Here is a 23,276-nt window from a genome sequence, read left to right on the forward strand (position 1 = left end):
TGGCTATCCACAGTGGACGGCGCGCACTAGCCTCGAAGGCCGAGCGAGGAGGTGCGGAGATGACGGCCACCGCGGAGGTCGCCCACGAGCCGGGGCCCGCACCGCTGAGCCGCGGCCGGGTCAACGCCGTGTTCGGCGCCGTGCTGCTCGGGATGCTGCTGGCCGCGCTGGACCAGACCATCGTCGGCACCGCGCTGCCCACCATCGTCGGGGACCTCGGTGGCGCCGGGCACCTGTCCTGGGTGGTGACGTCGTACCTGCTGGCCGAGACGATCATGACCGTCGTCGTCGGCAAGCTCGGCGACCTGTTCGGCCGCAAGCTGATGTTCCAGCTGTCGGTGATCGTGTTCGGGATCGGCTCGTTCTGCGCCGGCTTCGCCGACAGCATGGTCTGGCTGATCGTGTGGCGCGCGGTGCAGGGCCTGGGCGGCGGTGGGCTGATGGTCACCTCGACCGCGCTCATCGCCGACGTCGTCCCGCTGCGCGAGCGCGGCAAGTACCAGGGCGTCCTCGGCTCGGTGTTCGGCGTGGTGACCGTGGCCGGCCCGATGCTCGGCGGCTTCTTCGTCGATCACCTGTCGTGGCGGTGGGCGTTCTACGTGAACATCCCGCTGGTCATCGTGGTGCTGATCGTGGCGTCGTCGGCGATGCCGAACGCGCGTGCCGCGGTCAAGCCGGTGATCGACTACCTCGGGATCTTGCTCATCGGCCTGGCCGCGACGGGCCTGACGCTCGTGACGAGCTGGGGCGGCACGCAGTACGCGTGGGGTTCGCCGACGATCATCGGGATGGCGATCGGGTCGGTGGTGCTGCTGGCCGCGTTCGTCTTCGTGGAGCTGAGAGCCCAGGAACCGATGCTGCCGATGCGGCTGTTCCGCAACCCGGTGTTCACGGTCGGCGGGATCATGAGCTTCGTCGTCGGCTTCGCGATGCTCGGCGCGCTGTCGTACCTGCCGACGTACATGCAGTACGTCCAGGGCACGTCGGCGACGTCGTCCGGCGTGCGGCTGCTGCCGATGGTGCTGGCGCTGCTCGTCGCGTCGATCACCGCGGGCAACGCGGTGAGCAAGACCGGCCGCTACAAGATCTTCCCGCTGGTCGGTGCCGCGGGCATGACGATCGGGCTGTACCTGCTGTCACGGCTCGACACCGACACGGGGTTCTGGGAGGCGTCGGCGTACATGGCCGTGCTCGGTTTCGGGATCGGGCTCGGCATGCAGGTGCTGACCATCGCCGTGCAGAACACCGTCGACTACGCCGATCTCGGCGTCGCCACGTCGGGGGTGACGTTTCTGCGGTCGATCGGCAGTTCGTTCGGCGCGGCGATCTTCGGGACGGTGTACGCCAACCAGCTGACGCCGAACCTCGCGGCGGCGGTGGCCGCGCACCCACTGCCGCCGGGCGTCGATCCGCGGGCCATCCAGGTGCCGACCGCGTTGCACGCCTTGCCGGACTCGGTGTCCGCGCCGGTGATCCAGGCCTACAGCGACTCCTTGCACGTCGTGTTCCTCGCCGCGGCGCCGGTCGGGCTGGTGGCGTTCGCGCTGGCGTTCTTCCTGAAGGAGGTCCCGCTGCGCGACACGGCGCGGGCTGCGGCCCCGGACCTCGGCGACGGTTTCGCGATGCCGGAGGCCCGCACGGACGACCGAGAGCTGGAACGCGCCGTGGCGACGTTGTTCTTCCGCGAGCGCCGCAAGGTGGCCCCGGCGATCGTCGAGCGGGCCGGGTCGGACCTCGACGAGGGCGGGATCTGGTGCCTGCTGCAGGTCCACCTGCGGCGGCGCCGGGGCGAGCCGGCGACGCTGCGGGCGATCGGCGGGTACTTCGGGGTGCCGGCGTCGGTGCTGGAACCCGCGTTCAACCGGCTGGAGCTGACCGGGCACCTGCGCTACGCCCGCGACCACTGGGAGCTGACCAACGCGGGCCACGAAGAGTTCGGCAAGGTGGTCGGCGCGTGGCACGACTGGCTGGCTTCGCGGCTCGGAGACTGGGGAACGGGCAACCGCGCCGAGCTCGACGCGGCGATCGGCCGGGTGGCGGCTCGCCTGCTGGACCAGAGCGCGGAGGTCCGGACGTACGGGCGGCACGCCCTGACCTGACGACCGCAGCTTTCCCGTGAAAGCGGCGTTGGGGTCAGCGGCGCCAGAAGTCGTGGGCAGTTCGGCCCGGACGGAAACCGCAGCCCTCCACCATCGCCGCCGCCTCCGCGAACCCGTGGCCGACCAGGCCCGGCTCGTGGGCGTCGCTGCCGAAGGTCACCGCGTCGCCACCCACCTCGAACCACCAGCGCACGACCTCGCCCGGCAGCGGCACCTTCGTGTTGACTTCCAGTGCACGGCCGCTCGACGCCAGCGAGCGCAGCACCGTCCGGAACTCCTCCTCGAAGTCGTCCGCGGCGAACGGCGGCCCCTCGCCCGGCCAGGAGCGCAGCGCGTAGTCGATGTGCGCCAGGACCGCGAAATCGGCCGTCGACTCCACCAGCCCAAGTACTTCGGTCAGGTACGCCCGCAGCAGGTCACCGGGCGGCCGGTCCGCGATCGCCGTGACCTCGTGGTGGTGCCCGTCACCGGGCAGCGAGTGCACCGAGCCGAGCACCCGGTCGAAGTCGTGGGCCGCGAGCAGCGCGTCGGCGCGTGGCCGGTGCCAATGGGGTTCGCTCAGCTCCACCCCGGACCGGATCCGCAGCGACGGAAACCGTGAGCGGCACTCCTCGACGCACGCCAGATAGCCCGCGACGTCGAAGTCCGGCGGCTCGAGGACGCCGTCCGGGCGCAGCCGCACCCGGAAGTGGTCCGGCAGCAGCGGCCGGACCGGCTCCGGGATCAGCCACGGCGTGAGGTCCGCGTGCTCGGTGAAGGCCACCGACGGCAGCCCCAGCTCCAGCGCCCGTTCGCACGAGCCGATCATCGACCCGGTGACCGTGTCCCAGGACCACTCGGTGTGGACGTGACCGTCCGGCGGCAGGCTCACCGGGTCACCGTAACGCGGTTTTTCGGCTAGCGTCGGGGCATGGCGCAGAAGTCGGCGGCGGTGGAGCTGGAGGTCGGGCCGCACACGGTGCGGATCTCGAACCCGGACCGGGTGTACTTCCCGGCCCGCGGCGAGACGAAGCTCGACCTGGTCAACTACTACCTTTCGGTGGGCGACGGCATCGTCAACGCGCTGCGCGAGCGGCCGTGCATGCTGCACCGCTTCCCGTCCGGGGTGGCGGGGGAGAAGGTCCACCAGAAGCGCGTCCCGAACGGCGCGCCGCCGTGGCTCGAGACCGTCCGGGTGACCTTCCCGCGTTACAACCGGCACGCCGACGAGCTGTGCGTGACCGACGTGGCGCACGTCGCCTGGGCGGTGCAGATGTCCACTGTGGAGTTCCACCCGTGGAACTCGCGCCGCGCCGACACCGAGAAACCGGACGAGTGGCGCATCGACCTCGACCCGATGCCCGACTGCGGCTTCGACCGCGTCCGCCGGGTCGCGCACGTCGCGCACGAGGTCCTCGACGAGCTCGGCGCGGTCGGCTGGCCCAAGACGTCCGGCGGCCGCGGCCTGCACGTCTACGTCCGGATCGAACCCCGCTGGAGCTTCACCGACGTCCGGCGGGCCGCGCTGGCCTTCGCCCGCGAAGTCGAGCGGCGCGCCCCGGACGACGTCACCACGACCTGGTGGCGCAAGGACCGCGACCCGCGCACCCTCTTCGTCGACTACAACCAGAACGCCCGCGACCACACGATCGCCAGCGCCTACTCGGTCCGCGGCAACCCGGAAGGCACGGTGTCGGCGCCGATCCGCTGGGACGAGGTCGACGCCGCCGAGCCCGGCGACTTCACCATCGCCACCGTGCCGGCCCGCTTCGCCGAGCTGGGCGACCTCCACGCGGGCATCGACGACGCCGTCTTCTCCCTGGAGCCGCTGCTGGAGTGGGCCGACCGCGACGGCGTCGAAGACCCGCCCGAGCCCGACTGACGTATTTCCGGGCGGGCTCGCGACTCTGTCGTAGGTGAAGATCGTGCTGTCCGGTTTGGATGCGGCCGCGTGGAGCCTGGTCGCTCTGCAGGTGGTCCTCGAACGCGCGGGCCACGACGTCCGCGCGCTGGGCGCGCGGACTCCGGTCGAGGTGGTGCTGGGAGCGTGCCGCCGCGAGCGTCCGGGCTGCCTGGTGCTGTCCACCGCGCTCGGCGCTTCGGGCGTCGACGTGGTCCGCCGCGTGCGCGCCGACCTCGACCTGGCCGGGCTGCCGGTGGTGCTCGGCGGCCGGCTGGGCCGCACTCGCGAGGAACTCCTGGCGCTGGGCTTCGACGAGGTCTTCCCGGCCGCCGCCACGGATCCCGGGGGAGCCGTGGCGGCGTTGCGGGCCTACCTCGCGGGTTACCGATCCGGCCAAAAGCAGGCCGACCCTCACACGGCACGTAACCGTTGCCACGAAGCCGTTCGGCCGTGACTGTGGTCGGGTCGGTAACGATCGGCTCAGTAGTCCAGACGCTCGACGATCGTCGCGTTGGCGAGGCCGCCCGCCTCGCACATCGTCTGCAGGCCGTAGCGGCCGCCGGTCTGCTCCAGCACCGACAGCAGCGTCGTCGCCAGGCGCGCGCCGCTGCCGCCGAGCGGGTGGCCGAGCGCGATCGCGCCGCCGTTGACGTTGACCTTCGCCAGGTCGGCGCCGATCTCGGCCTGCCAGGCGAGCACGACGCTCGCGAACGCCTCGTTGACCTCGAAGGCGTCGATGTCGCCCACCGAAAGCCCCGCCCGGTCGAGGACCTTGCGGGTGGCCGGGATGACGCCGGTCAGCATGTACAGCGGGTCGTCGCCCACGACGGCGAAGCTGTGGATCCGGGCCCGCGGCCGCAATCCGAGCGCTTTCGCCGTCTCGGAGCTGGTGATCATCAGCGCGGCGGCGCCGTCGTTGATCGGCGACGAGTTTCCCGCGGTGACGTGCCAGCCGAGGCCGGGGAACCGCTGCTCCCAGCCCTCGGCGCGGAAGGCCGGCTCTAGCCCGGCGAGGATCTCCGGCGTCGTCCCGGGCCGGACGGTCTCGTCGGTCGTGACGTCGACGAGGACGCCGTCGGGGCCGGGTGCCTTGAGCGGCGCGACCTCGCCGGCGAACTTCCCGTCGGCCCACGCCTTCGCGGCCCGCTGGTGGCTTTCGGCGGAGAACTCGTCGAGCTGCGCGCGGCCGAAGCCCCACTTCGCGGCGATCAGCTCCGCGCTGATGCCCTGCGGCACCAGGCCGTCCGGGTAGCGGGCGGCGACCTGCGGGCCGAACGGGTCGCGCCCGGCCACCTGGCTGCCCATCGGCACCCGGCTCATCGACTCGACGCCGGAGGCGATCACGACGTCGTACGCGCCGGCGATGACGCCCTGCGCGGCGAAGTGGACGGCTTGTTGGCTGCTGCCGCACTGCCGGTCGACGGTCACCGCCGGCACCGACTCCGGGAGGCCCGCGGCCAGCGCGGCCCAGCGGGCGGTGTTCATGCTCTGCTCGCCGATCTGGCCGACCGCGCCGCTGATCACGTCGTCGATCCGGGCCGGGTCGACGCCGGTGCGCTCGACGAGCGAGCGGAGCGCGTGGGCGTGCAGGTCGACCGGGTGCACCCCGGCCAGTGTTCCGTTCGGCTTGCCCTTGCCGATCGGGGTTCGTACCGCGTCGACGATCACCGCGTCCGTCATGGCGTCTGCCTCCTCGCAGATCGGGGATGCCTTCGGTATACGCCGTGTGAGTTGGATTCCACAACTCGCACGTTTTGCAGGTCACAGTCGGCAGGTCACACGCGACCGACGTGCTAGGTTGGATTTTCAACCCCACGGGAGGTGGCATGGTCCGGCGTGGTCGGGAGTGTTCGGTCGCCGAGGCCCTCGAGGTCGTCGGCGAGCGGTGGAGCCTGCTCGCGCTGCGCGAGGTCATGCTGGGGGAGCGGCGGTTCAACCGGATCGCCGAGAACACCGGCGCCAGCCGCGACATCCTGGCCGCGCGGCTGCGCAAGCTCGTCGACGCGGGCGTGCTCGAAAAGGTCCAGTACGAGGCCCACCCGCCCCGCCACGAGTACTACCCGACCGAAGCCGGCCGTGCGCTGCAGCCGATCCTGCTCGGCCTGATGGCCTGGGGTGACAAGTACGTCCACCAGGGCGAAGCCCCCACTTTGTGGCGGCACGCCTGCGGCGAGGTCCTCGAGCCCGCCACCGTCTGCGCGCACTGCGGCGACCCGGTCAACGCCCCGGGCACCCACGCGATCCGCCTCGGCGCCGTCCGCTGACGCTTTCCTGACTCCAAGGCCGTGAAGGCCTCCTTACCGGCTCTAACAGCCGTGAAGGAGGCCTTCACGGCTTTTGGCCGTTGACTTGAGACCGCCGTCACTGTAAGTCTTGAACGAATCAGTGCAAGAACCTGACAGCAGCGCGAGAAATTGCGGCAGACGTCAGGAAGATCCCGCCCAGCTCCTCGACGAAGAGGTGCCCATGACGGCTGTTCCGTGCTGCCCACGTGCGCCCCCGGGCCGCGTCCGCGCCCGTCCCGTTCACCGGTTGTGCCGTCCCGACGCGTCTCCCTCCTCCCCGGATCAGAGGAAACCCATGAGAACGAAGCGACTTCTGTCGCGCGCGGCGACCTATGCCGCCCTGTCCCTCCTGCTGGCCACTCCCGCTGTGGCCGCGAGCGGCGCCCCGGCCCCTTCGGCCGCGCAAGCCGCCGTCCAGCCCGCCGCCCAAGCCGCCTCCGCCACCTACACCGCCAGCAGCCAGCTCGGCGAGTACCCCGCGTCGAACGTCGGCGACGGCAACCAGGCCACCTACTGGGAGAGCGCGAACAACCAGTTCCCGCAGTGGATCCAGGCCGACCTCGGCGCGGCCACCAACGTCGCCCAGCTGGTGCTGAAGCTGCCGTCGAACTGGGAGGCCCGCACCGAGACCTTCGGCGTCCAGGGCAGCACCAACGGGACCGGCTTCAGCGACCTCAAGCCCTCGGCGGGCTACCGCTTCGACCCCGCCACCGGCAACACGGTCACCGTGGACGTCACCGGCAGCACCCGTTACGTGCGGCTGAACGTCACGGCCAACGCCGGCTGGCCCGCCGCGCAGCTGTCCGAGTTCGAGGTGCACGGCCCGGCCGGCGGCGACACGCAGCCGCCGTCGGCACCCGGCAACCTCGCCTACACGCAGCCGGTGAGCGGCCAGATCCGGCTCACCTGGTCGGCCTCGACCGACAACACCGGTGTCGCCGGCTACGACGTCTACGCCAACGGCCAGCTGCGCGGCAGTGTCGCGGGCACCGTGCTGACCTACACCGACAACCAGCCGGACGGCACGACCGTGTCCTACTACGTCCGCGCTCGCGATGCGGCCGGCAACCAGTCGGCGAACAGCGTCGCCGTGACGCGCACCGGCACCCAGGCCGGCACGAACCTCGCGGTGGGCAAGCCGATCACGGCGTCCTCGACCGAGTTCACGTTCGTCGCGGCCAACGCCAACGACAATTCGCTTTCCACCTACTGGGAGGGCGGCGGCGGGACCTACCCGAACCTGCTGACCGTCGCGCTCGGGTCGAACGCCGACCTGAACCAGGTCGTCGTGAAGCTCAACCCCGACGCTTCCTGGGGCCCGCGGACGCAGACGATCGCCGTCGAAGGCCGTGAGCAGAGCGGAACCGCGTTCACCACGCTGTCGGCCGCGCAGACCTACAGCTTCACCCCGTCCACCGGCAACACCGTGACGATCCCGCTGAGCGGCCGCGCCGCCGACGTCCGCCTGCGCGTCACCGCCAACTCCGGCGCCGGCGGCGGGCAAGTCGCGGAGTTCCAGGTCTTCGGCGTCCCCGCGCCGAACCCCGACCTGACGATCTCGGGTGTGTCCTGGTCGCCGCAGAACCCCGTCGAAACCGACGCGATCACCGCGTCGGCGACCGTCCGCAACGCCGGGACGGCGGCCTCGGGCGCGACGAACGTGAACCTCTACCTGGGCACGACGAAGGTCGGCACGGCGAACGTCGGCGCACTCGCCGCCGGTGCGTCGACGACGGTGTCGGCGAACATCGGCACCCGGGACGCGGGCAGCTACCAGCTGACGGCCAAGGTCGACGAGGCGAACGCCGTCATCGAACAGAACGAGGCCAACAACTCCTACACCGGCTCGACGGCGCTGGTCGTCAGCCCGGTGCAGAGCTCCGACCTCGTCGCGGCGACGGCGTGGTCGCCGACCAACCCGTCGGCGGGCAACACGGTCACGTTCACCACGACCCTGCGCAACCAGGGCACCGTGGCGAGTGCGGGCGGCGCCCACGGCGTCACGGTGACGATCGCCGACCAGAACGGCACCGTCGTCAAGACGCTCAGCGGGACGTACACGGGCGCCATCGCCGCCGGAGCCACCGCGGCGCCGGTGACCGTCGGCACCTGGACCGCGGCCAACGGCCGGTACAGCGTGAAGACGGTCGTCGCGAACGACGCCAACGAGCTGCCGGTCAAGCAGGCCAACAACACCAGCACGCAGGCGCTGTTCGTCGGCCGGGGCGCGAACATGCCCTACGACATGTACGAGGCCGAGGACGGCGTCGTCGCCGGCGGTGCCTCCGTCGTCGGGCCGAACCGCACGATCGGCGACCTCGCGGGCGAGGCGTCGGGCCGCAAGGCCGTGACGCTGAACTCGACCGGCTCGTCGGTCGAGTTCACCACCCGCGCGTCGACCAACACCCTGGTCACGCGGTTCTCCATCCCGGACTCCGCGGGCGGCGGCGGGCAGAACTCGACGCTGAACGTCTACGTCGACGGCACGTTCCTCAAGGCCATCGACCTGACCTCGCACTACGCGTGGCTCTACGGCGCCGAAACCGGTCCGGGCAACTCGCCGGGCGCCGGACCTCGCCACATCTACGACGAGGCGAGCGCGATGCTCGGCACGACCGTGCCCGCCGGGCACAAGATCAAGCTGCAGAAGGACGCGGCCAACAGCACGAACTACGCGATCGACTTCGTGAACTTCGAGCAGGCGACCGCGACCGCCAACCCGGACCCGGCGCACTTCGCCGTGCCCACCGGCTTCACGCAGCAGGACGTGCAGAGCGCCCTCGACAAGGTTCGGCAGGACACGACGCTGACCGGCGTCTACCTGCCGGCCGGGAACTACTCGCTGTCGAGCAAGCTGAACGTCTACGGCAAGGCTGTCACGGTCACCGGCGCCGGGCCGTGGTTCACGAAGTTCTCCGCGCCTTCGGGTCAGGAGAACACCGACATCGGCATCGACGTGCAGGCGAGCGCGAACGGGTCGACGATCAGCGGGTTCGCGGTGTTCGGGAACTACACGTCCCGCATCGACGGCCCCGGCAAGGTGTTCAACCTGGCAGGTGTCGCGAACCTGACGATCGACAACATCTGGGTGGAGCACCAGGTGGTCATGGTCTGGGGCACCAACGTGGACAACACCACGATCAAGAACTCCCGGATCCGCGACACCTTCGCCGACGGCGTCAACCTCACGAACGGGAGCACCGGCAACCACGTCGCCAACATCGAGGCCCGGTCCACCGGCGACGACAGCTTCGCGCTGTTCGCCGCCACGGACATCAACCAGGGCAACCAGTACGACAACGTGTTCGAGAACCTGACCTCGCTCACCCCGTGGCGCGCGGCCGGGCTGGCGGTGTACGGCGGGTACAACAACACCTTCCGGAACCTCTACATCGCGGACACGCTGACGTACTCGGCGATCACGATCAGCTCGCTCGACTTCGGCTACCCGTTCCTCGGGTTCGGTCTGCAGCCGACGACGGTCCAGAACGCCTCGCTCGTCCGGGACGGCGGCCACTTCTGGGGCCAGCAGACCTTCCCGGCGATCTGGCTGTTCTCCGCGTCCAAGGAGTTCCGCGGCATCCGGGTGTCCGACGTGGACATCCAGAGCCCGACCTACAGCGGCATCATGTTCCAGACCAAGTACGACGGCACCACGCCAGAGCACCCGGTCGAGGACACGGTGCTGACGAACGTGTCGATCACCGGCGCGCACCGCAGCGGTGACCAGTTCGACGCGAAGTCCGGGATCGGGATCTGGGTGAACGAGCTGCCGGAACCGGGCCAGGGCCCGGCCGTCGGCTCGGCGACGTTCACCGGGTTGACGCTGAGCGACAACGACCAGGACATCCGCAACACGACGTCCACGTTCACCATCAACCGCAACTGACCGACGCATCTGATCAAAGAGTGCCGTCAAGGCCACCTCACGGGTGTCTGTCGCCCGTAAGGTGGCCTTGACGGCTTCACGGCGGGAGGCGGCTCGTGCGGATCCTGGTCACCGGTGGCACCGGACAACTCGGCAGGCCGGTCGTGGAACGCCTGCGCGCGGCGGGGGAGGACGTCCGCGTGCTCAGCCGCAAGGCCGGCCCGGACGTCGTGCCCGGCGACCTGCGGACCGGGCGCGGCATCGACAGCGCGGTGGCCGGGGTGGACGTCGTCGTGCACTGCGCCACCGACTTCTTCGGCCGCGAAACGGACTTCGCGCGGACGCTGGTCGAGGCGGCGCGCTGGGCGGGCGGCCCGCACCTGGTCTACGTCTCGATCGTCGGCGTCGACCGCGTCCCGCTCGGCTACTACCGCAGCAAGCTCGAAACCGAGGAGTTCCTCGCGGCTTCAGGGTTGCCGTACACGATCCAGCGAGCCACGCAGTTCCACGCGCTCGTCCGGACGCTCTTCGCCGGCGCGTCCCGGCTGCCGGTGCTGCCCGTCCCACGGCTGTCGTTCCAGCCGGTCGACGTCCGGGACGTCGCCGGGCGGCTGGCGGACCTCGCGCTGGGCGACCCGGCCGGCCGCGTGGCCGACTTCGGCGGTCCGGAGATCCTCGCGGCGGCCGAGCTGGCGCAGGCGGTCGCGGAAGCGAGCGGCCGGCGCCGGAAGATCGTGTCCGTGAGGGTGCCGGGGGAGACGTTCCGGGCCTACGCCGGCGGCGGTCACCTGGCGCCGGAGCACCTCGACGGCGAGATCACCTTCCGGCAGTACCTGGCCGAGCAGGCCGACGCGGGCGTCCTGCGCTACCGGAAGCGCTGACCGCTCGGATGTATTCGGATTAATTACGAAGAATCTTGACCTTGGATCCGGATAGGTCATATGTTTGGTGAGCTACGCGCCGGTCCCCGCCGTCAACGCCGAACGGATCCGACATGTCGAACCCTCCTTCTCGTCGTACCTTCCTCAAGCTCGGTGGCGCGGTCGGCGCCGGAGTCGCCTTCAGTGGCGTTCCTCCTTTCACCGCAAACGCGGATGTCCTCCGACCGGCTGACGCGGAGCCCGTCCCCGACGGCCGGGCGACGACGCTGTGGTACCCGGCGCCCGCCGCCGAGGACAAGATCATCGAGCAAGGCCTGCCGATCGGCAATGGTCGGATCGGTGCCCTCGTCGGCGGTGACCCGGCCGCCGACTTCCTGTACCTGGCCGACGCGTCACTGTGGACCGGCGGCGCCAACCAAGTCCTCGAGGACGACGGCCAGTTCCCGTACGAGCGCGAGAAGTTCGGCACCCTCGGCCTGCTGGCGAAGGTGCGGATCTCCGTGCCCGCGCACACCGGCGTGACGGACTACCGCCGTACGCTCGACCTCAGCAACGGCCTGGTCGTGATCACCTACCGGCACCAGGGTGTGCGGTACCGCCGCGAGTACTTCGCGAGTCACCCCGACGACGTCGTGGTGATCCGGCTGAGCGGCGGGACTGTCACCGGCTCGGTCTCGCTGGAGCCCACCCGCGGCGAGACCATGTCCGGCGCGTCGGCGTTCACCGGCACCTTCGACAACGGCCTGAGGTACGCGTGCGCCGCGGTCGGTGACGTGACGTTCAGCGGGAGCCGCGAAGTCGTCATCGTGCTCAGCGGTGGCACCAACTACGTGCCCGACGCGGCCCGGAAGTTCCTCGACGCCTCGCTCGACCCCCTGGCGCTGGCGAAGCAGAAGGCGTCGAAGGCCCGGCGCGCCGGGGGAGGGGCGCTGCTGGGCACGCACGTCACCGACTACCGGCGGCTCTACGACCGGATGGCCGTCGACCTGGGCCAGTCGCCGCCGGCCAAGCGGGCGCTGGACACGTGGTCGCGGCTGCTGGCCCGCCACGACGATCCCGCCACGCCGGACCCCGAGCTGGAGGCGAGCTACCTGCAGTTCGGGCGGTACCTCACGATCACCGGCTCGCGCGGCGGGCTGCCGATGGGTCTGCAAGGGCTGTGGCAGAACAACAACACGCCCGACTGGATGAGCGACTACCACACCGACATCAACCTCCAGATGAACTACTGGCTGGCCGACCGCGCGGCGCTGCCCGGGAGCTTCACTGCCCTGGCCGACTACTGCCTCGCGCAGCTTCCCGTGTGGACGGACAGCACGAAACGCCTGTTCAACGACCCGCGCAACCGGTTCCGGAACACCAGCGGCAAGATCGCCGGTTGGGCGATCGCGTTCTCGACCAACATCTACGGCGGCTCCGGCTGGTGGTGGCACCCCGCCGGCAACGCGTGGCTGTGCAACTCGCTGTGGGACCACTACGCGTTCACCCAGGACAAGGCCTACCTCGCGCGGATCTACCCGCTGCTCGAGGGCGCGGCTGAGTTCTGGGAGGCGCGGCTGGTCCCGATGACCGTCGACGGCCGCGAAGTGCTCGTCGACGACCACGACTGGTCGCCCGAGCACGGGCCGCAGGACACCCTGGGCAACACCTACTCGCAGGAGATCGTCTGGGACCTGTTCGCCCACTACCGCGAAGCCGTCACGATCCTGGGCCGCGATCGCGCGTACGGCGACCGGATCGCCGGGCTGCAGAAGAAGCTCTACCTGCCGAAGGTGAGCCCCACGACCGGCTGGCTCGAGGAGTGGATGTCGCCGGACAACCTCGGCGAGACGACCCACCGGCACCTGTCCCCGCTGATCGGCTTCTTCCCGGGCGACCGGATCACGGCCGACACTTCGCCTCCGGAGCTGCTCGAGGGCGTGCGGGCGCTGCTGGTCGCGCGCGGGATGGACAGCTACGGCTGGGCGTGCGCGTGGCGGTCGGCGTGCTGGGCGCGGCTCAAGGACGCCGAGAAGGCGTACCAGCTGCTGCTCACGGTGCTGCGGCCGTCGGTCGCCAACGGCAACGGCACCGCGCCGAACTTCTTCGACATGTACAGCCAGGGCAGCTACACGATCTTCCAGATCGACGCGAACCTCGGCGCCCCGGCGGCGATGGCGGAGATGCTCGTCTACTCGCGGCCAGGGGTCCTCGAACTGCTCCCGGCACTGCCCGCGGCGTGGGCCCGGTCGGGCCGGGTGACGGGCATCGGCGCGCGCGGCGGCTTCGAGGTCGACCTGTCGTGGCGCGCCGGGAAGGTGACGCGGGCGGTGATCCGGAGCGTCGGCGGGACCCGGACCGAGGTGCGCGCCGGCGGCTGGCGTCGCACGCTCTCGTTGCGGCCCGGCCAATCGGTCACGGTCCAGCCAAGTTGAGGAGTAGTCTCCGGAAACTGATGTAGTGTTCAATCATCTTTCCGGACCCCAGGAGTAACCGTGAACATCGCCCTGTGGATCGCCGCGGGTTTCCAAGCCGTGCTGTACGTCTTCGCCGGCGGCATGAAGCTCGCCACCCCGCGCGAGAAGCTGCTGGAGAACCCCAACATGGGGTGGACGGCGGACTTCTCCGGGGCGGCGGTGAAGGCGATCGGCGGGATCGAGATCCTCGCGGCGATCGGCCTGATCCTGCCGTGGGCGCTCGACATCGCGCCAGTGCTGACCCCGCTGGCCGCGACCGGGCTGGCGGTGATCCAGATCGGAGCGATCATCGTGCACGGGCGGCGCAAGGAGACCAAGGCGCTGCCGATGAACGTCGTGCTGCTGGTGCTGGCGGTGTTCGTCGCGGTGGGCCGGTTCGCCGGCTGAAAGCTCGTTCGGAGGAACGCTCCCCGGGTATACGGACCACGGTGGCGACGGCCCGGTCGTCGTGACGAGGTGAACCCGGCGCTGACGAAGTTCCTCGGCGCGCACGCGTAATACCCTGGAGGTCTCAGGGAGGCCGGAGTGGACGTCGATCTGCGCAAGCTGCGGTACTTCGTCGCGGTCGCCGAAGAACTGCACTTCGGGCGGGCCGCCGCGCGGCTGCACATCGCGCAGCCGGTGCTCTCGCGCCAGATCCGGGCCCTCGAAGGCGAGCTGCGCGCGCAGTTGTTCGTGCGGGACAACCGATCCACGTCGCTGACCGAGGCGGGCCGTCAGCTGCTGGAAGACGCGCGTCCGCTGCTCGCCTCGGCGTCGGCCCTGCGGCGGCGGGTCGCCACGGCGGCGCGCGGGACGTTCACCGTGGCGTTCATGCCGGGAATCACGGTCACCGACGCGGTCCGCTCGCTTTCGTCGCGGTATCCGGACGTGTCGGTGGAGCTGCTCCGCACGACGTGGGACGACCAGGTCGAAGTGCTCCACGACGGCCGCGCGGACGTCAGCGTGGTCCGCCTGCCGGTGGATCGGCGCGGGCTGAGCCTGCGGCCGCTGTTCTCCGAGCCGCGGATGGTGGTCCTGCGGGCGGACCACCGGCTGGCCGGCAAGGAGTCGGTGCGCGTCGGGGATCTGGCCGACGAGCACCTGCTCAACGATCCGGACGCGGTGCCGGAGTGGCGCGACATCGCGGTGGAGGTGCGGGACGGGACGGCTTCGCGGTGGCGGGAGTTCCGGAGCGTCGAGGAGAAGCTGGAGCACGTGGCCGCCGGGCGCGGGATCGCGGTGATCCCGCGGTCGACGTCCGAGTACTACTCGCGTTCCGACGTCGCGCACTTGCTGGTCGAGGATCTGCCGCCGAACGACGTGTGCCTGGCGTGGGTCGCGGCGCGGAGGTCACCCCTCATCTTCGCGTTCGCCGAGCTCTTGCGTTCGGTATAACCGTATAGCAGTCTGACGGTATGACTCGCTGGGCTACGTTCGACTGTTTCGGCACGCTGGTGGACTGGCGCCACGGCATCGCCACCGGGATCGAGCTGCTGTTCCCCGGGCGGGGCGCGGAGCTGCTGGAGGTCTACAACCGGATCGAACCGCAGGTGCAGACCGGCCAACCAGTGCGGCGGTACCGGGAGGTGCTCGCGGAGTCGCTGCGGCGGACCGCGGCGGAAGCGGGCGTCGAGCTGGTGCCCGACGACGCGTCCGTGCTCGGCACCGGGCTGCCGTACTGGCCGGTGTTCCCGGACGTCCGGCCGGCGCTGACGGCGTTGCGCGAAGCGGGCTGGCGGCTCGCACTGCTGACGAACTGCGACCGCGACCTCATCGGCGAGACCCAGCGGCGGCTCGTCGTGCCGATCGACGCGATCGTGACGGCCGAGGACGTCGGTTCGTACAAGCCGGGCCACGCGCACTTCACGCGTTTCGCTTCTTCCTTCGAGGCGACCCGGGAGAACTGGGTGCACATCGCGCAGAGCCACTTCCACGACATGGTGCCGGCGCGGGCACTGGACATCCGGCGCGTCTGGATCAACCGGCACGCCGAGCCGCACGACCCGTCGATCGCCGACGCGGTGCTGCCCGGCCTGGACGACCTGGTGGCGACGGTGGAGCGGGTGCACGCGTCCTGATGGTGCTGCAGACGACGAATACCCGCGACGCGCTGGTGGCGGAGGTGCGCCGCCAGATCCTCAGCGGCGGGCTTGCCCCAGGGACGCCCTTGACCGAGCAGGGCCTGGCGACGACGTTCGGGGTGGCGCGTCCGACGGTGCGATCGGCGTTGCAGGAGCTGGTCGCCCGGCACCTGGTGGAGCGAGCCGACGGTCGCCCGCTGCGGGTCCCGATGCTGACGGACGACGACGTGCGTGACCTGTTCACGGTCCGCCTGCCCCTGGAGCTGACGGCGGTGCGGCTGCTCGCCGGGCGTTCTCTGGATGGGGTGTGGGCAGCGCTGTCGGTGCTGGAGGCGTTGCCGCCGGGGGCGGGCTGGAGCGAGCGGGTGGAGGCGCACACGGCGTTCCACCTGGCGCTGGTCGCCGCGGCGGGGAGCGTGCGGTTGCGCCGGATCTATCCGCCGCTGCAGGAGGAGATGCAGCTGTGCCTGGCGCGGTTGCGGGGGTCGTACCCGGATCCGGCCGAGCTGGCGGTGGAGCACCGGCGGCTGCTGGCGGCGATCGCTTCGGGCAATCCGGCGAGCGCGGAGGCGGAGATGCGCGATCACCTGGAGCGCGCGCGGAGTGGGTTGCTCGGCCTTTGACCCCGAAACGGGGTGTGGCCGGCCGGGCGGATCCCGGCGATCCGTTCCCGCGATCCGCCCGCCTCACCCCTTGGTTCAGCAGCCGGCCGCGGAGCTGCCGTGCCGTACCTCGGCTCGGTGGCTCGTGAACAGCCCCGCCCACAACACCGCCCACTGCCGCGGTGCCCGGTGAAGTTCGCGCCGCCGGTGGACCGGCGGCGGCCCCGCGCGGTACTCCATCTCCACCTTCACCCAGTCGTAGATCCAGTCGCCTCGCATGGTTTTCCTCACCTAAGTCGTCCGAGGAACCCCACGTTCGTCCTGAGGGAACCGCCGCCGCATCGGGCGATCACGCACTTCGTCCACCCCGATCCCTTACCCGCGCAGCTCCGCCAAGGCGTCCAGGTGGCGGGGCTCCCAGCCCAGCTCGCGCCGCGCCCGGGCCGGGGTCAGCCGCTGGTCCAGCGCGAACGCCTCCGCGATCGGACCCATCCGCGCCACCGCCTCGGCGAGCGTGAGGTGCGCGATCGGGCCTCCGGCAGCGAGCGCCGAGACGATGTCCGCGAGCCGCACGTTCTGCCCGCTCACCCCCGCGTACACCGACTTCGGCGGCGCGTGCAACGCCAGCACGTACAGCTCGGCGAGGTCGGCGGCGTGCACCAGCGCCCAACGGTTGGCACCGTTGCCGATCAGGGGCACCGGGGCGCCGAAGAACGCCTCGATGAGCCCGCCGCCGAGGCCCGACTGCAGCGCCTCCGCCGCCGCGAGGTCGACCTCCGCCGTGTCGTCGCCGTAGTGCTGGCCGAGGTGGATCACGCCGTCGGCGGCCGCGGCGGCCTCGCGCAGGACGTCGGTGGCGGTCAGGTCGCCGCGGACCGGAGACGCACCCAACGAGGTGAGCACCCGCGCCGAAGCGTCGCTGCGCGCCAGGGCGCCGACCTCGTGACCGTGCCGCCTGAGCGCCCGGACCGTCGGACGGCCGACGTACCCGGAGCCGCCCGTCAGGAAGACCTTCATCGTGGGACCTTTCGTGGTCGTGGTGGTTCCCTTCCGACTCTCGGCGGTGTGGGACGCCGCGTCCAAGGCCCTTTCCGGTCGCTGTGATACCCGCAGAGCATTACGCTGGCGCCGTGCCCGCGACGACGTTCCTGTTCGTGCCCGGCGACCGCCCCGACCGCTTCGGCAAGGCCGCGGCGAGCAGTGCCGACGTCGTGCTCCTGGACCTCGAAGACGCCGTCGCCGCGGCGGACAAGGACGCCGCGCGCGCCCACGTCGAGACCTGGCTCGAGGACCACGAAGCCATGGTCCGGATCAACGCGCCGGGCACGCCGTGGTTCGCCGCCGACGCGGCCCTCGTCACCGCCCGCGGCATCCCGGTGGTCGTCCCGAAGGCCGAGACGCCCGGGGCGCTCGCCGGGTTTCGCGACGTCATGGCCCTCGTCGAAACGGCGCGAGGCGTCGAACGCGCCGGTGAGCTGGCCGCCGTCCCGTCGGTGACGCGCCTGGCGTTCGGCAGCGTCGACCTGGCCGCGGAACTCGGGGTCGCGCCCGAAGACCCGGAGCCGTTCGCCTACGCGCGCTCGCGGCTGGTGATCGCGTCGGCGGCCGCGGGGCTGGCGCCGCCGGTGGACGGCGTCACCACGGACCTGCGCGACGACGAACGGCTCGAGACCGACGTCCGCTACGCGCGCCGGCTGGGCTTCGGCGGCAAGCTGTGCATCCACCCGAGGCAGATCGCACCGGTCCGCGCCGGCTTCGAGCCGACGGACGCCGAGCGGGAGTGGGCCCGCAGCGTCCTCGCGGCGGGCGAGTCGACGTCCACTGTGGACGGTAGGATGGTGGACAAGCCGGTGCTCGCCCGGGCCCGGCGCATCCTGGGAGAATGACGGCATGGTCCGCAAGACGCACAAGGTCGCGCTGCGCCGGCTCAGGTCCGGCGACGACGAGTTCTGCTTCCAGCTGCACCGCAGCGCGCTCGGCGAGTACGTCGAGGCGATCTGGGGATGGGACGAGCCGGCGCAACGCGAGCACCACGAGAAGTACTTCGACGCGGAGCACACGCAGATCATCACCGTCGACGGCCACGACGCCGGCGCGCTGACGGTCGAAGACACCGGGACCGACGTCGTCCTCGGCCGGATCGAGCTGGATCCGGTGTACCAGGGCCGCGGCTTCGGCGGGCACGTCGTCCTGAGCCTGGTCACCGAAGCGGCGTCGCGCGGCCAAGCCGTCGTGCTCGAAATCCTCGACGTCAACAAGCGTGCGAAGATCTTCTACGAACGGATCGGTTTCGTCGAGACCGGCCGTCCGCGGGAACACAAGATCGCCCTGCGCTACCCGCCGCCCTGACCTCGCCGCAGCGCTTCTGCGTCGAAGCCGAACTCCGTCAGCACCGCGTCCGTGTGCTCGCCCAGCGCCGGTACCGGATCCATCCGCGGCGCACGGCCGGGCACCGTGATCGGTGGCAGCGTCGCCCGGATCGGGCCACCCGGTGTCGAGACGTCCGCGAAGCGGTCGCGCGCCGTGAGCTGGGGGTGCGTCAAGACGTCGGGCAGCTCGCGGCGGCGTGCGTGCGCGATCCGGCCCGCGCTCAGCCGCGCTTCCAGCTCGGTGCCGGTCAGCCGCGCGAAGATGGCGTCGATCTCCTGCTCCAGCGCCGCGCGGTGGGCCACGCGCGCACTGCCCGTCGCGAACCGCTCGTCGGTCACCCACTCCGGCCGTTCGACGGCGTGCTCGCAGAACGCCGCCCACTCGCGCTCGTTCTGCACCGCCAGCACCAGCTCGGTCCCGTCGCCCGCGGCGAAGGTGCCGTAGGGCGCGATCGCCGGGTGGCTCGTGCCGGTCCGCGGCGGGGGCGTGCCGCCGTAGCCCGCGTAGGTGAGCGGGAACCCCATCCACTCGACCAGCGAGTCGAACAGGCTGATCTCCAGCTCGGTGCCGTGCCCGGTGCGCTCGCGGTCGTAGAGCGCCGAAAGGATGCCGGAGAACGCGTACATCCCGGCGCCGATGTCCGCCGCCGGGATGCCGCTCTTCGCCGGCTCGGTCTCGGACCCCGTCACCGAGACCAGGCCGGCTTCCGACTGGATGAGCAAGTCGTACGCCTTCGCGTCGCGGTACGGGCCGCTCGAGCCGTAGCCCGACACCGAGCACGTGATCAGCCGGGGCCGGGTGGCGCGCAGCGAAGCCGCCCCGAGGCCGAGCCGCTCCGCGACGCCGGGGGCGAAGTTCTGCACGAACACGTCGGCCCGGTCGAGCAAGGCCGCCATGACCGGCGCCGCCGCGTCGCTCTTCAGGTCGAGCGTGACGCTCTCCTTGGAGCGGTTCAGCCACACGAAGTGGCTGGACTGGCCGTGCACGGTTTCGTCGTAGGCGCGGGCGAAATCGCCGCTGCCCGGCCGCTCGATCTTGAGCACCCGGGCCCCGAGGTCGGCCAGGTGCCGGGTGGCCAGCGGCGCGGCGACCGCCTGTTCGCAGGACACGACCGTGACGCCGTCGAGGGGCAGAGAGCGCATGGCCGCATCCTGCCACCCGGGTCAGACCGCGCGGGCGATGGCGATGTTCCCAGCGAGCCGCTCGCCGGCTTCGTAGATCATGTACTCGCGGCCCTGGTAGGTGCCGAAGCTCGGCGCCGCGGACCGGCCGTTGTCCGGGGCGCCGGCGAGCGGGGTGTGGAACGTCCCGAGGTGGTTCCGCTTCGCGAAGTCGTTGCCGACCTCGGTGATCATCAGCTTCCCGCCGTGCGCGATGTCGGTGTTGTAGACGACGTACGTGCTGTTGTTGCGGTACAGCAGGTGCGGGCCGCCGATGTCGTTCGCCCCGACGTCGGTGTGGCGCACCAGCGGCGTCTGGGAGAACGTCCAGTTCAGCGCGTCCGGCGACCAGCCCCAGCCGATGTCACGGTGGTTCGTGGTGTTGTTGAGCATGAAGACCATGACGTAGCGGGCGTTCTTCGCCGGCAGGTCTTGGCGGAACACCCGCGCGTAGGACGTCTCGGTGGTGCCGGCGGGCTGCAGCCGGGTCGACAGCACTTCCTTCTCGTAGGTGAAGTGGATGCCGTCGGCGGAGCTGGCCAGGCGCGTGACGGTGTTCTCGCCGTGGAAGTACAGGTAGATCCGGTCGACGTCGTCGTTCCACAGGGCGTGCGGCGAGGAGACGTGGCTGACGGAGTACTCGCCGGGCCAGGAGTTCTTGATGATCGGGTTGCCCGCGTATTCGGTGAACTCCTCGTCGAGGGAGTTCGCGTAGGCCAGGCAGACCCCGCCCGGCGCGTCGTGGGGCGCGTAGTAGAGGTAGTACGCGCCGAGCGCGTCCGGGATGCGGCCCTGGGTGCCGCGGATGCACGGGAAGATCAGCTCGCCGGTCGGGTTGTAGCGCAGCTTGCTCTTGACGAGCGCGAGCCGCTGGTACCGGTAGTCGGGGAAGCCGGCCGGTGCGGCGATGGCGGGCGCCGGGATCAGCGCGCTCGCGCCGAGCGCGGCCGCGCCGGCCAGCAGGCCGCGTCGGGTGAGGGTCATGACCGCTCCTTCGAGGTCTCGTGTCCGGCGACGGTGACACGCGCCCGACGGCCGGGTCAATGGAGTAATACGTATTAGTACGGTGGGGACAGGTTTGCTGGAGTTTCGGGCAAAACGGTTGACCGGGCTCGGAGCGGCTTGCACTCTGAATCGGATCAGCTGACTCCGAGCGAGGTGGCGATGGGCAAGGTCCGGCAGGCCGACATCGCCCGCGTGGCCGGGGTTTCGCAGGCGACGGTGTCGGTGGTGCTGGGCGGCAACCGCACCGGGGTCCGCCTCTCGGAACGGACGCGGCTGCGGGTCCTGGAGGCGGCCGAACGGCTGGGCTACGTCCCCGACCCGGTGTCGTCCCGGCTGGCGTCCACGCGCAACAACCTCCTGGGCGTGTACACGTTCACGCCGGCCTTCCCGGACATCGCCGACGTGTACTACCCGATCCTGGCCGGCGTCGAAGCGGAGGCGGCGGCACTCGGCAAGGACCTGATCATGTTCACGGCCTCGAGCGCGGCGCCGGACCGGATCCGCCGCACCAGGCTGGCGGACGGCTGCCTGTTCCTCGGCCGGCACGTCCCGGTGGACGCGATCGCCGACCTGCTCGCCGCCGGGTTCCCGATCGTCCACATCGGACGCCGCACCGAGCTGGGCGGCCGCATCCCGCACGTGGGCGCGGATTACGTGTCCGCTTCGGCCGAGGTGATCACGCGGCTGGCGCGGGCCGGCCACTCGCGCGTGCGGTACCTGCGCGAGCCGGACGACGCGCCTTCGTCGGGTGACCGCGAACGCGGCGTGCGCGCGGCGGCGGCCGACGCCGGGATGTCCCTGGCGGTGACCCGCACCGACGGTTCGGACCTCGATCCGGCTTCGGTCCGCGGGTGGCTCGACGACGGCGTGACGGCGCTGGTGGTCGAGGAGACCGACACGGGCGCGGTGTTCCACGCGACCCGGCGGGCCCTGGGCGGGGCTGGGGTCTCGGTGCCGGGCGACGTGTCGCTGGCGGTCCTGGGGCGGCCCCCCGGCGGGACGGCGGGGCCGGTGATCAGCGGGTTCGAGGTCCCGCGCCGGGCGCTGGGCCGCGCGGCGGTGCGGCTGCTGGCGTCGCTGGTCGAGCCGGGCTCGGGCGAGCCGCCGCCGCACCGGCTGCTCACGTGCCCGCCGGTGGCGGGGGAGACGATCGCGACGGTCGCCTGAGGATGCATTCGCCCCGCGGACTACTTCAGGAACGCCCTGGAGAACTGGAAGAGGGCGTACAAGCCGGGCAGGATCTTGATGATGCTGCCGCTGAAGCTGGCCACCGGGATACTGCGCCACACCGTGAGCTCGGACGCCGCGATCACGTACTCCTCACTGGTCAGCCCGGAGTCCCTCGCCACCAGGGTGGCCCGCAGCCGCTTCTCGACCGACTCGTGCATGCCGACCATCCGGAAGAAGGACGTCAGGATCATCACCGTGTTGGACAGGACCCCGATCAGCGCGAAGATCACGGCGATGACGAGGGTCCACGACTCGTTGCGGAGGATGTCGAAGATGGCCACCATCGCGATCGCCAGGCTCACCGTCGACAGGTAGATCAGCATCAGGACACCGGTCACCGGGCTCCACCCGTAGCTGCGGTCCCGCCAGCGGGGCACGTAGCTGACCGGCAGCCCGTCCGCGGACGACTTCCGCGTGGCGTAGAGGACGGCGCCGAGCCGCACGTACAACCAGCCCGCCCGCCACGCGTAGTAGACACCGACCGAACCGATCAGGATGCAGACGACCGCGAGGAAGAAGTGGTGGTGGTAGTTCGCCCACCAGCTGTCCCGCAGCTGCGCGGCGTTCGTCGTCCCGTTCGGGCCGGGCGTTTCGAGTGTGTTGAACAGGTGCCCGGCCTTGAGGTTGCGCCAGTAGAGCCAGGTCACCATCGCGGCGGAGACGGCGGACAGGGCCAGCCGCCGCGATGGCGTCAGGTCGATCGAGCGTTCCAGCCGCAGGATCCCGGCCGAGATCGTGTCCTGGGAACCCTGTTCCCTGAGCAGGCCGGTCCGGACGAGCGCCCCCTGCAGGGCCGCGAGCCGCCGCCGGAGCAGCTTGTAGGTCACCAGGGCGAACGGGCAGCAGAACGACAGCATGATGGCGGGGACGTCGGAGAGGAACGGGACGGACTGGCAGGTCGACCCGATCGTGGGCTGGTAGAAGAGGCTGGCCAGGAAGTTGGCGGTGCTGTGGCAGCCGGGGTGGTACGCGACGCCTGACGACCACGCCAGCAGGCAGACCAGGCCGACCGTCGCGGACGGGATCAGGACCAGGCAGAGCACTTCCCGGCGCACGCTCACGGGTCCGGTCGGCGACAGGATGGCCGGTTTCCGGACGGCGGTGACCAGCCGGCCGGCGGGCTGCCGGGCCTTCCGCACCACGGTGACGACGGGTGTGAACGCGCGCTCGAGGAGCGAGCCTTCCCCTGGCTTCGCTCGCACCATGCCCCAGCCCCCCCGGATTTCGGTCGCCGAGAACAGCGGTCGAAGGTCGCTCGGCCGGGGAGCGACAGCGCCGCCGGGCAGTGCCGCGGCCGGTCCCGGTCACGCTGGGAGTCGTGGTCGTCGGCGGATTGTTACAACCAGGCCGATCGTCCGGAAACGCGCTGCCCAGC

General features: G+C 71.0%; 21 protein-coding genes. 14 read left to right on the forward strand and 7 right to left on the reverse strand.

Annotation, left to right across the window (positions count from 1 at the left end; all coding sequences use genetic code 11):
* Positions 1 to 59: 59 nt before the first annotated feature.
* Positions 60 to 2,099: an MDR family MFS transporter gene (locus AB0N03_RS05290; protein ID WP_364365710.1), complete on the forward strand. Its 2,040-nt coding sequence runs from the start codon at positions 60 to 62 to the stop codon at positions 2,097 to 2,099.
* Positions 2,100 to 2,133: 34 nt separating this feature from the next.
* Here AB0N03_RS05290 and AB0N03_RS05295 read toward each other — a convergent pair whose 3' ends face one another.
* On the reverse strand, positions 2,134 to 2,970 hold the full coding sequence (locus tag AB0N03_RS05295) for a PHP domain-containing protein (protein ID WP_364365712.1): 837 nt from the start codon (positions 2,968 to 2,970) through the stop codon (positions 2,134 to 2,136).
* A gap of 39 nt (positions 2,971 to 3,009) precedes the next feature.
* On the opposite strand from AB0N03_RS05295, the gene ligD reads away from it, so the two are divergent.
* The gene (gene ligD / locus AB0N03_RS05300) at positions 3,010 to 3,960 is read left to right on the forward strand and encodes a non-homologous end-joining DNA ligase (RefSeq protein ID WP_364365715.1); all 951 of its coding nucleotides are present in this window, start codon (positions 3,010 to 3,012) and stop codon (positions 3,958 to 3,960) included.
* A gap of 34 nt (positions 3,961 to 3,994) precedes the next feature.
* Positions 3,995 to 4,435: a cobalamin-dependent protein gene (locus AB0N03_RS05305; protein ID WP_364365718.1), complete on the forward strand. Its 441-nt coding sequence runs from the start codon at positions 3,995 to 3,997 to the stop codon at positions 4,433 to 4,435.
* A 26-nt stretch (positions 4,436 to 4,461) separates the two neighbouring features.
* On the opposite strand, the gene AB0N03_RS05310 is transcribed toward AB0N03_RS05305, so the two are convergent.
* Positions 4,462 to 5,661, reverse strand: coding sequence for a thiolase family protein (locus tag AB0N03_RS05310; RefSeq protein WP_364365721.1), 1,200 nt, complete (start codon positions 5,659 to 5,661; stop codon positions 4,462 to 4,464).
* A gap of 146 nt (positions 5,662 to 5,807) precedes the next feature.
* Between AB0N03_RS05310 and AB0N03_RS05315 the strand changes: the two genes are divergently transcribed.
* The 8 genes from AB0N03_RS05315 (at position 5,808) to AB0N03_RS05350 (ending at position 16,157) form a co-directional block, all read left to right on the forward strand.
* Positions 5,808 to 6,245, forward strand: coding sequence for a helix-turn-helix domain-containing protein (locus AB0N03_RS05315; protein WP_364365724.1), 438 nt, complete (start codon positions 5,808 to 5,810; stop codon positions 6,243 to 6,245).
* Between the two features lie 316 nt (positions 6,246 to 6,561).
* Entirely contained in the window at positions 6,562 to 10,155 is a 3,594-nt protein-coding gene (locus AB0N03_RS05320; protein ID WP_364365727.1) for a CARDB domain-containing protein, read from the forward strand.
* A gap of 95 nt (positions 10,156 to 10,250) precedes the next feature.
* The gene (locus AB0N03_RS05325; protein WP_364365729.1) at positions 10,251 to 11,015 is read left to right on the forward strand and encodes an NAD(P)H-binding protein; all 765 of its coding nucleotides are present in this window, start codon (positions 10,251 to 10,253) and stop codon (positions 11,013 to 11,015) included.
* A 113-nt stretch (positions 11,016 to 11,128) separates the two neighbouring features.
* Positions 11,129 to 13,429, forward strand: a complete 2,301-nt coding sequence (locus tag AB0N03_RS05330) for a glycoside hydrolase N-terminal domain-containing protein (RefSeq protein ID WP_364365732.1) — start codon at positions 11,129 to 11,131, stop codon at positions 13,427 to 13,429.
* Between the two features lie 60 nt (positions 13,430 to 13,489).
* On the forward strand, positions 13,490 to 13,858 hold the full coding sequence (locus AB0N03_RS05335; RefSeq protein ID WP_364365735.1) for a DoxX family protein: 369 nt from the start codon (positions 13,490 to 13,492) through the stop codon (positions 13,856 to 13,858).
* A gap of 138 nt (positions 13,859 to 13,996) precedes the next feature.
* On the forward strand, positions 13,997 to 14,848 hold the full coding sequence (locus tag AB0N03_RS05340) for a LysR substrate-binding domain-containing protein (RefSeq protein ID WP_364365738.1): 852 nt from the start codon (positions 13,997 to 13,999) through the stop codon (positions 14,846 to 14,848).
* Between the two features lie 20 nt (positions 14,849 to 14,868).
* Complete coding sequence (locus AB0N03_RS05345; protein ID WP_364365741.1) at positions 14,869 to 15,531, forward strand: HAD family hydrolase; 663 nt, start codon at positions 14,869 to 14,871, stop codon at positions 15,529 to 15,531.
* Positions 15,531 to 16,157 carry a GntR family transcriptional regulator gene (locus AB0N03_RS05350; RefSeq protein ID WP_364365743.1) on the forward strand — a complete coding sequence of 209 codons (627 nt, stop codon included), beginning with the start codon at positions 15,531 to 15,533 and terminating at the stop codon, positions 16,155 to 16,157. Before AB0N03_RS05345 ends, AB0N03_RS05350 begins: the two co-directional genes overlap by 1 nt.
* A gap of 75 nt (positions 16,158 to 16,232) precedes the next feature.
* Here AB0N03_RS05350 and AB0N03_RS05355 read toward each other — a convergent pair whose 3' ends face one another.
* Together AB0N03_RS05355 and AB0N03_RS05360 are read right to left on the reverse strand one after the other, a co-directional pair.
* Complete coding sequence (locus AB0N03_RS05355) at positions 16,233 to 16,415, reverse strand: hypothetical protein (RefSeq protein ID WP_364365746.1); 183 nt, start codon at positions 16,413 to 16,415, stop codon at positions 16,233 to 16,235.
* 96 nt (positions 16,416 to 16,511) lie between these two features.
* A complete protein-coding gene (locus AB0N03_RS05360) occupies positions 16,512 to 17,153 on the reverse strand; it encodes an NAD-dependent epimerase/dehydratase family protein (protein WP_364365748.1) in 642 nt (213 codons plus the stop codon).
* 113 nt (positions 17,154 to 17,266) lie between these two features.
* Here AB0N03_RS05360 and AB0N03_RS05365 point away from each other — a divergent pair, with 113 nt between their 5' ends.
* Complete coding sequence (locus AB0N03_RS05365; protein WP_364365751.1) at positions 17,267 to 18,022, forward strand: CoA ester lyase; 756 nt, start codon at positions 17,267 to 17,269, stop codon at positions 18,020 to 18,022.
* 4 nt (positions 18,023 to 18,026) lie between these two features.
* Positions 18,027 to 18,485, forward strand: coding sequence for a GNAT family N-acetyltransferase (locus AB0N03_RS05370; RefSeq protein ID WP_364365754.1), 459 nt, complete (start codon positions 18,027 to 18,029; stop codon positions 18,483 to 18,485).
* On the opposite strand, the gene AB0N03_RS05375 is transcribed toward AB0N03_RS05370, so the two are convergent.
* Positions 18,470 to 19,648 (reverse strand): CaiB/BaiF CoA-transferase family protein, encoded by a 1,179-nt coding sequence (locus AB0N03_RS05375; RefSeq protein WP_364365756.1) that lies wholly within the window; start codon positions 19,646 to 19,648, stop codon positions 18,470 to 18,472. The genes AB0N03_RS05370 and AB0N03_RS05375 overlap by 16 nt on opposite strands.
* A 21-nt stretch (positions 19,649 to 19,669) precedes the next feature.
* The gene (locus AB0N03_RS05380) at positions 19,670 to 20,650 is read right to left on the reverse strand and encodes a hypothetical protein (RefSeq protein WP_364365759.1); all 981 of its coding nucleotides are present in this window, start codon (positions 20,648 to 20,650) and stop codon (positions 19,670 to 19,672) included.
* Positions 20,651 to 20,830: 180 nt separating this feature from the next.
* Here AB0N03_RS05380 and AB0N03_RS05385 point away from each other — a divergent pair, with 180 nt between their 5' ends.
* On the forward strand, positions 20,831 to 21,838 hold the full coding sequence (locus AB0N03_RS05385) for a LacI family DNA-binding transcriptional regulator (RefSeq protein ID WP_364365762.1): 1,008 nt from the start codon (positions 20,831 to 20,833) through the stop codon (positions 21,836 to 21,838).
* Positions 21,839 to 21,858: 20 nt separating this feature from the next.
* On the opposite strand, the gene AB0N03_RS05390 is transcribed toward AB0N03_RS05385, so the two are convergent.
* Positions 21,859 to 23,106: a hypothetical protein gene (locus AB0N03_RS05390; protein ID WP_364365765.1), complete on the reverse strand. Its 1,248-nt coding sequence runs from the start codon at positions 23,104 to 23,106 to the stop codon at positions 21,859 to 21,861.
* Between the last annotated feature and the right edge of the window lie 170 nt (positions 23,107 to 23,276).

The sequence above is a fragment of the Amycolatopsis sp. NPDC051061 genome (genome assembly GCF_040682935.1).
In the GTDB taxonomy this organism is placed as follows: Bacteria; Actinomycetota; Actinomycetes; order Mycobacteriales; family Pseudonocardiaceae; genus Amycolatopsis.

What these genes read in the sequence shown, in the direction of transcription:
- AB0N03_RS05315 (WP_364365724.1), top strand. Translation starts at nt 5,808, where the DNA reads ATGGTCCGGCGTGGTCGGGAGTGTTCGGTCGCCGAGGCCCTCGAGGTC.
- AB0N03_RS05380 (WP_364365759.1), bottom strand. Translation starts at nt 20,650, where the DNA reads ATGACCCTCACCCGACGCGGCCTGCTGGCCGGCGCGGCCGCGCTCGGC.
- AB0N03_RS05290 (WP_364365710.1), top strand. Translation starts at nt 60, where the DNA reads ATGACGGCCACCGCGGAGGTCGCCCACGAGCCGGGGCCCGCACCGCTG.
- AB0N03_RS05350 (WP_364365743.1), top strand. Translation starts at nt 15,531, where the DNA reads ATGGTGCTGCAGACGACGAATACCCGCGACGCGCTGGTGGCGGAGGTG.
- ligD (WP_364365715.1), top strand. Translation starts at nt 3,010, where the DNA reads ATGGCGCAGAAGTCGGCGGCGGTGGAGCTGGAGGTCGGGCCGCACACG.
- AB0N03_RS05370 (WP_364365754.1), top strand. Translation starts at nt 18,027, where the DNA reads ATGGTCCGCAAGACGCACAAGGTCGCGCTGCGCCGGCTCAGGTCCGGC.
- AB0N03_RS05355 (WP_364365746.1), bottom strand. Translation starts at nt 16,415, where the DNA reads ATGCGAGGCGACTGGATCTACGACTGGGTGAAGGTGGAGATGGAGTAC.
- AB0N03_RS05390 (WP_364365765.1), bottom strand. Translation starts at nt 23,106, where the DNA reads ATGGTGCGAGCGAAGCCAGGGGAAGGCTCGCTCCTCGAGCGCGCGTTC.
- AB0N03_RS05320 (WP_364365727.1), top strand. Translation starts at nt 6,562, where the DNA reads ATGAGAACGAAGCGACTTCTGTCGCGCGCGGCGACCTATGCCGCCCTG.
- AB0N03_RS05310 (WP_364365721.1), bottom strand. Translation starts at nt 5,661, where the DNA reads ATGACGGACGCGGTGATCGTCGACGCGGTACGAACCCCGATCGGCAAG.
- AB0N03_RS05385 (WP_364365762.1), top strand. Translation starts at nt 20,831, where the DNA reads ATGGGCAAGGTCCGGCAGGCCGACATCGCCCGCGTGGCCGGGGTTTCG.
- AB0N03_RS05345 (WP_364365741.1), top strand. Translation starts at nt 14,869, where the DNA reads ATGACTCGCTGGGCTACGTTCGACTGTTTCGGCACGCTGGTGGACTGG.
- AB0N03_RS05330 (WP_364365732.1), top strand. Translation starts at nt 11,129, where the DNA reads ATGTCGAACCCTCCTTCTCGTCGTACCTTCCTCAAGCTCGGTGGCGCG.
- AB0N03_RS05375 (WP_364365756.1), bottom strand. Translation starts at nt 19,648, where the DNA reads ATGCGCTCTCTGCCCCTCGACGGCGTCACGGTCGTGTCCTGCGAACAG.
- AB0N03_RS05360 (WP_364365748.1), bottom strand. Translation starts at nt 17,153, where the DNA reads ATGAAGGTCTTCCTGACGGGCGGCTCCGGGTACGTCGGCCGTCCGACG.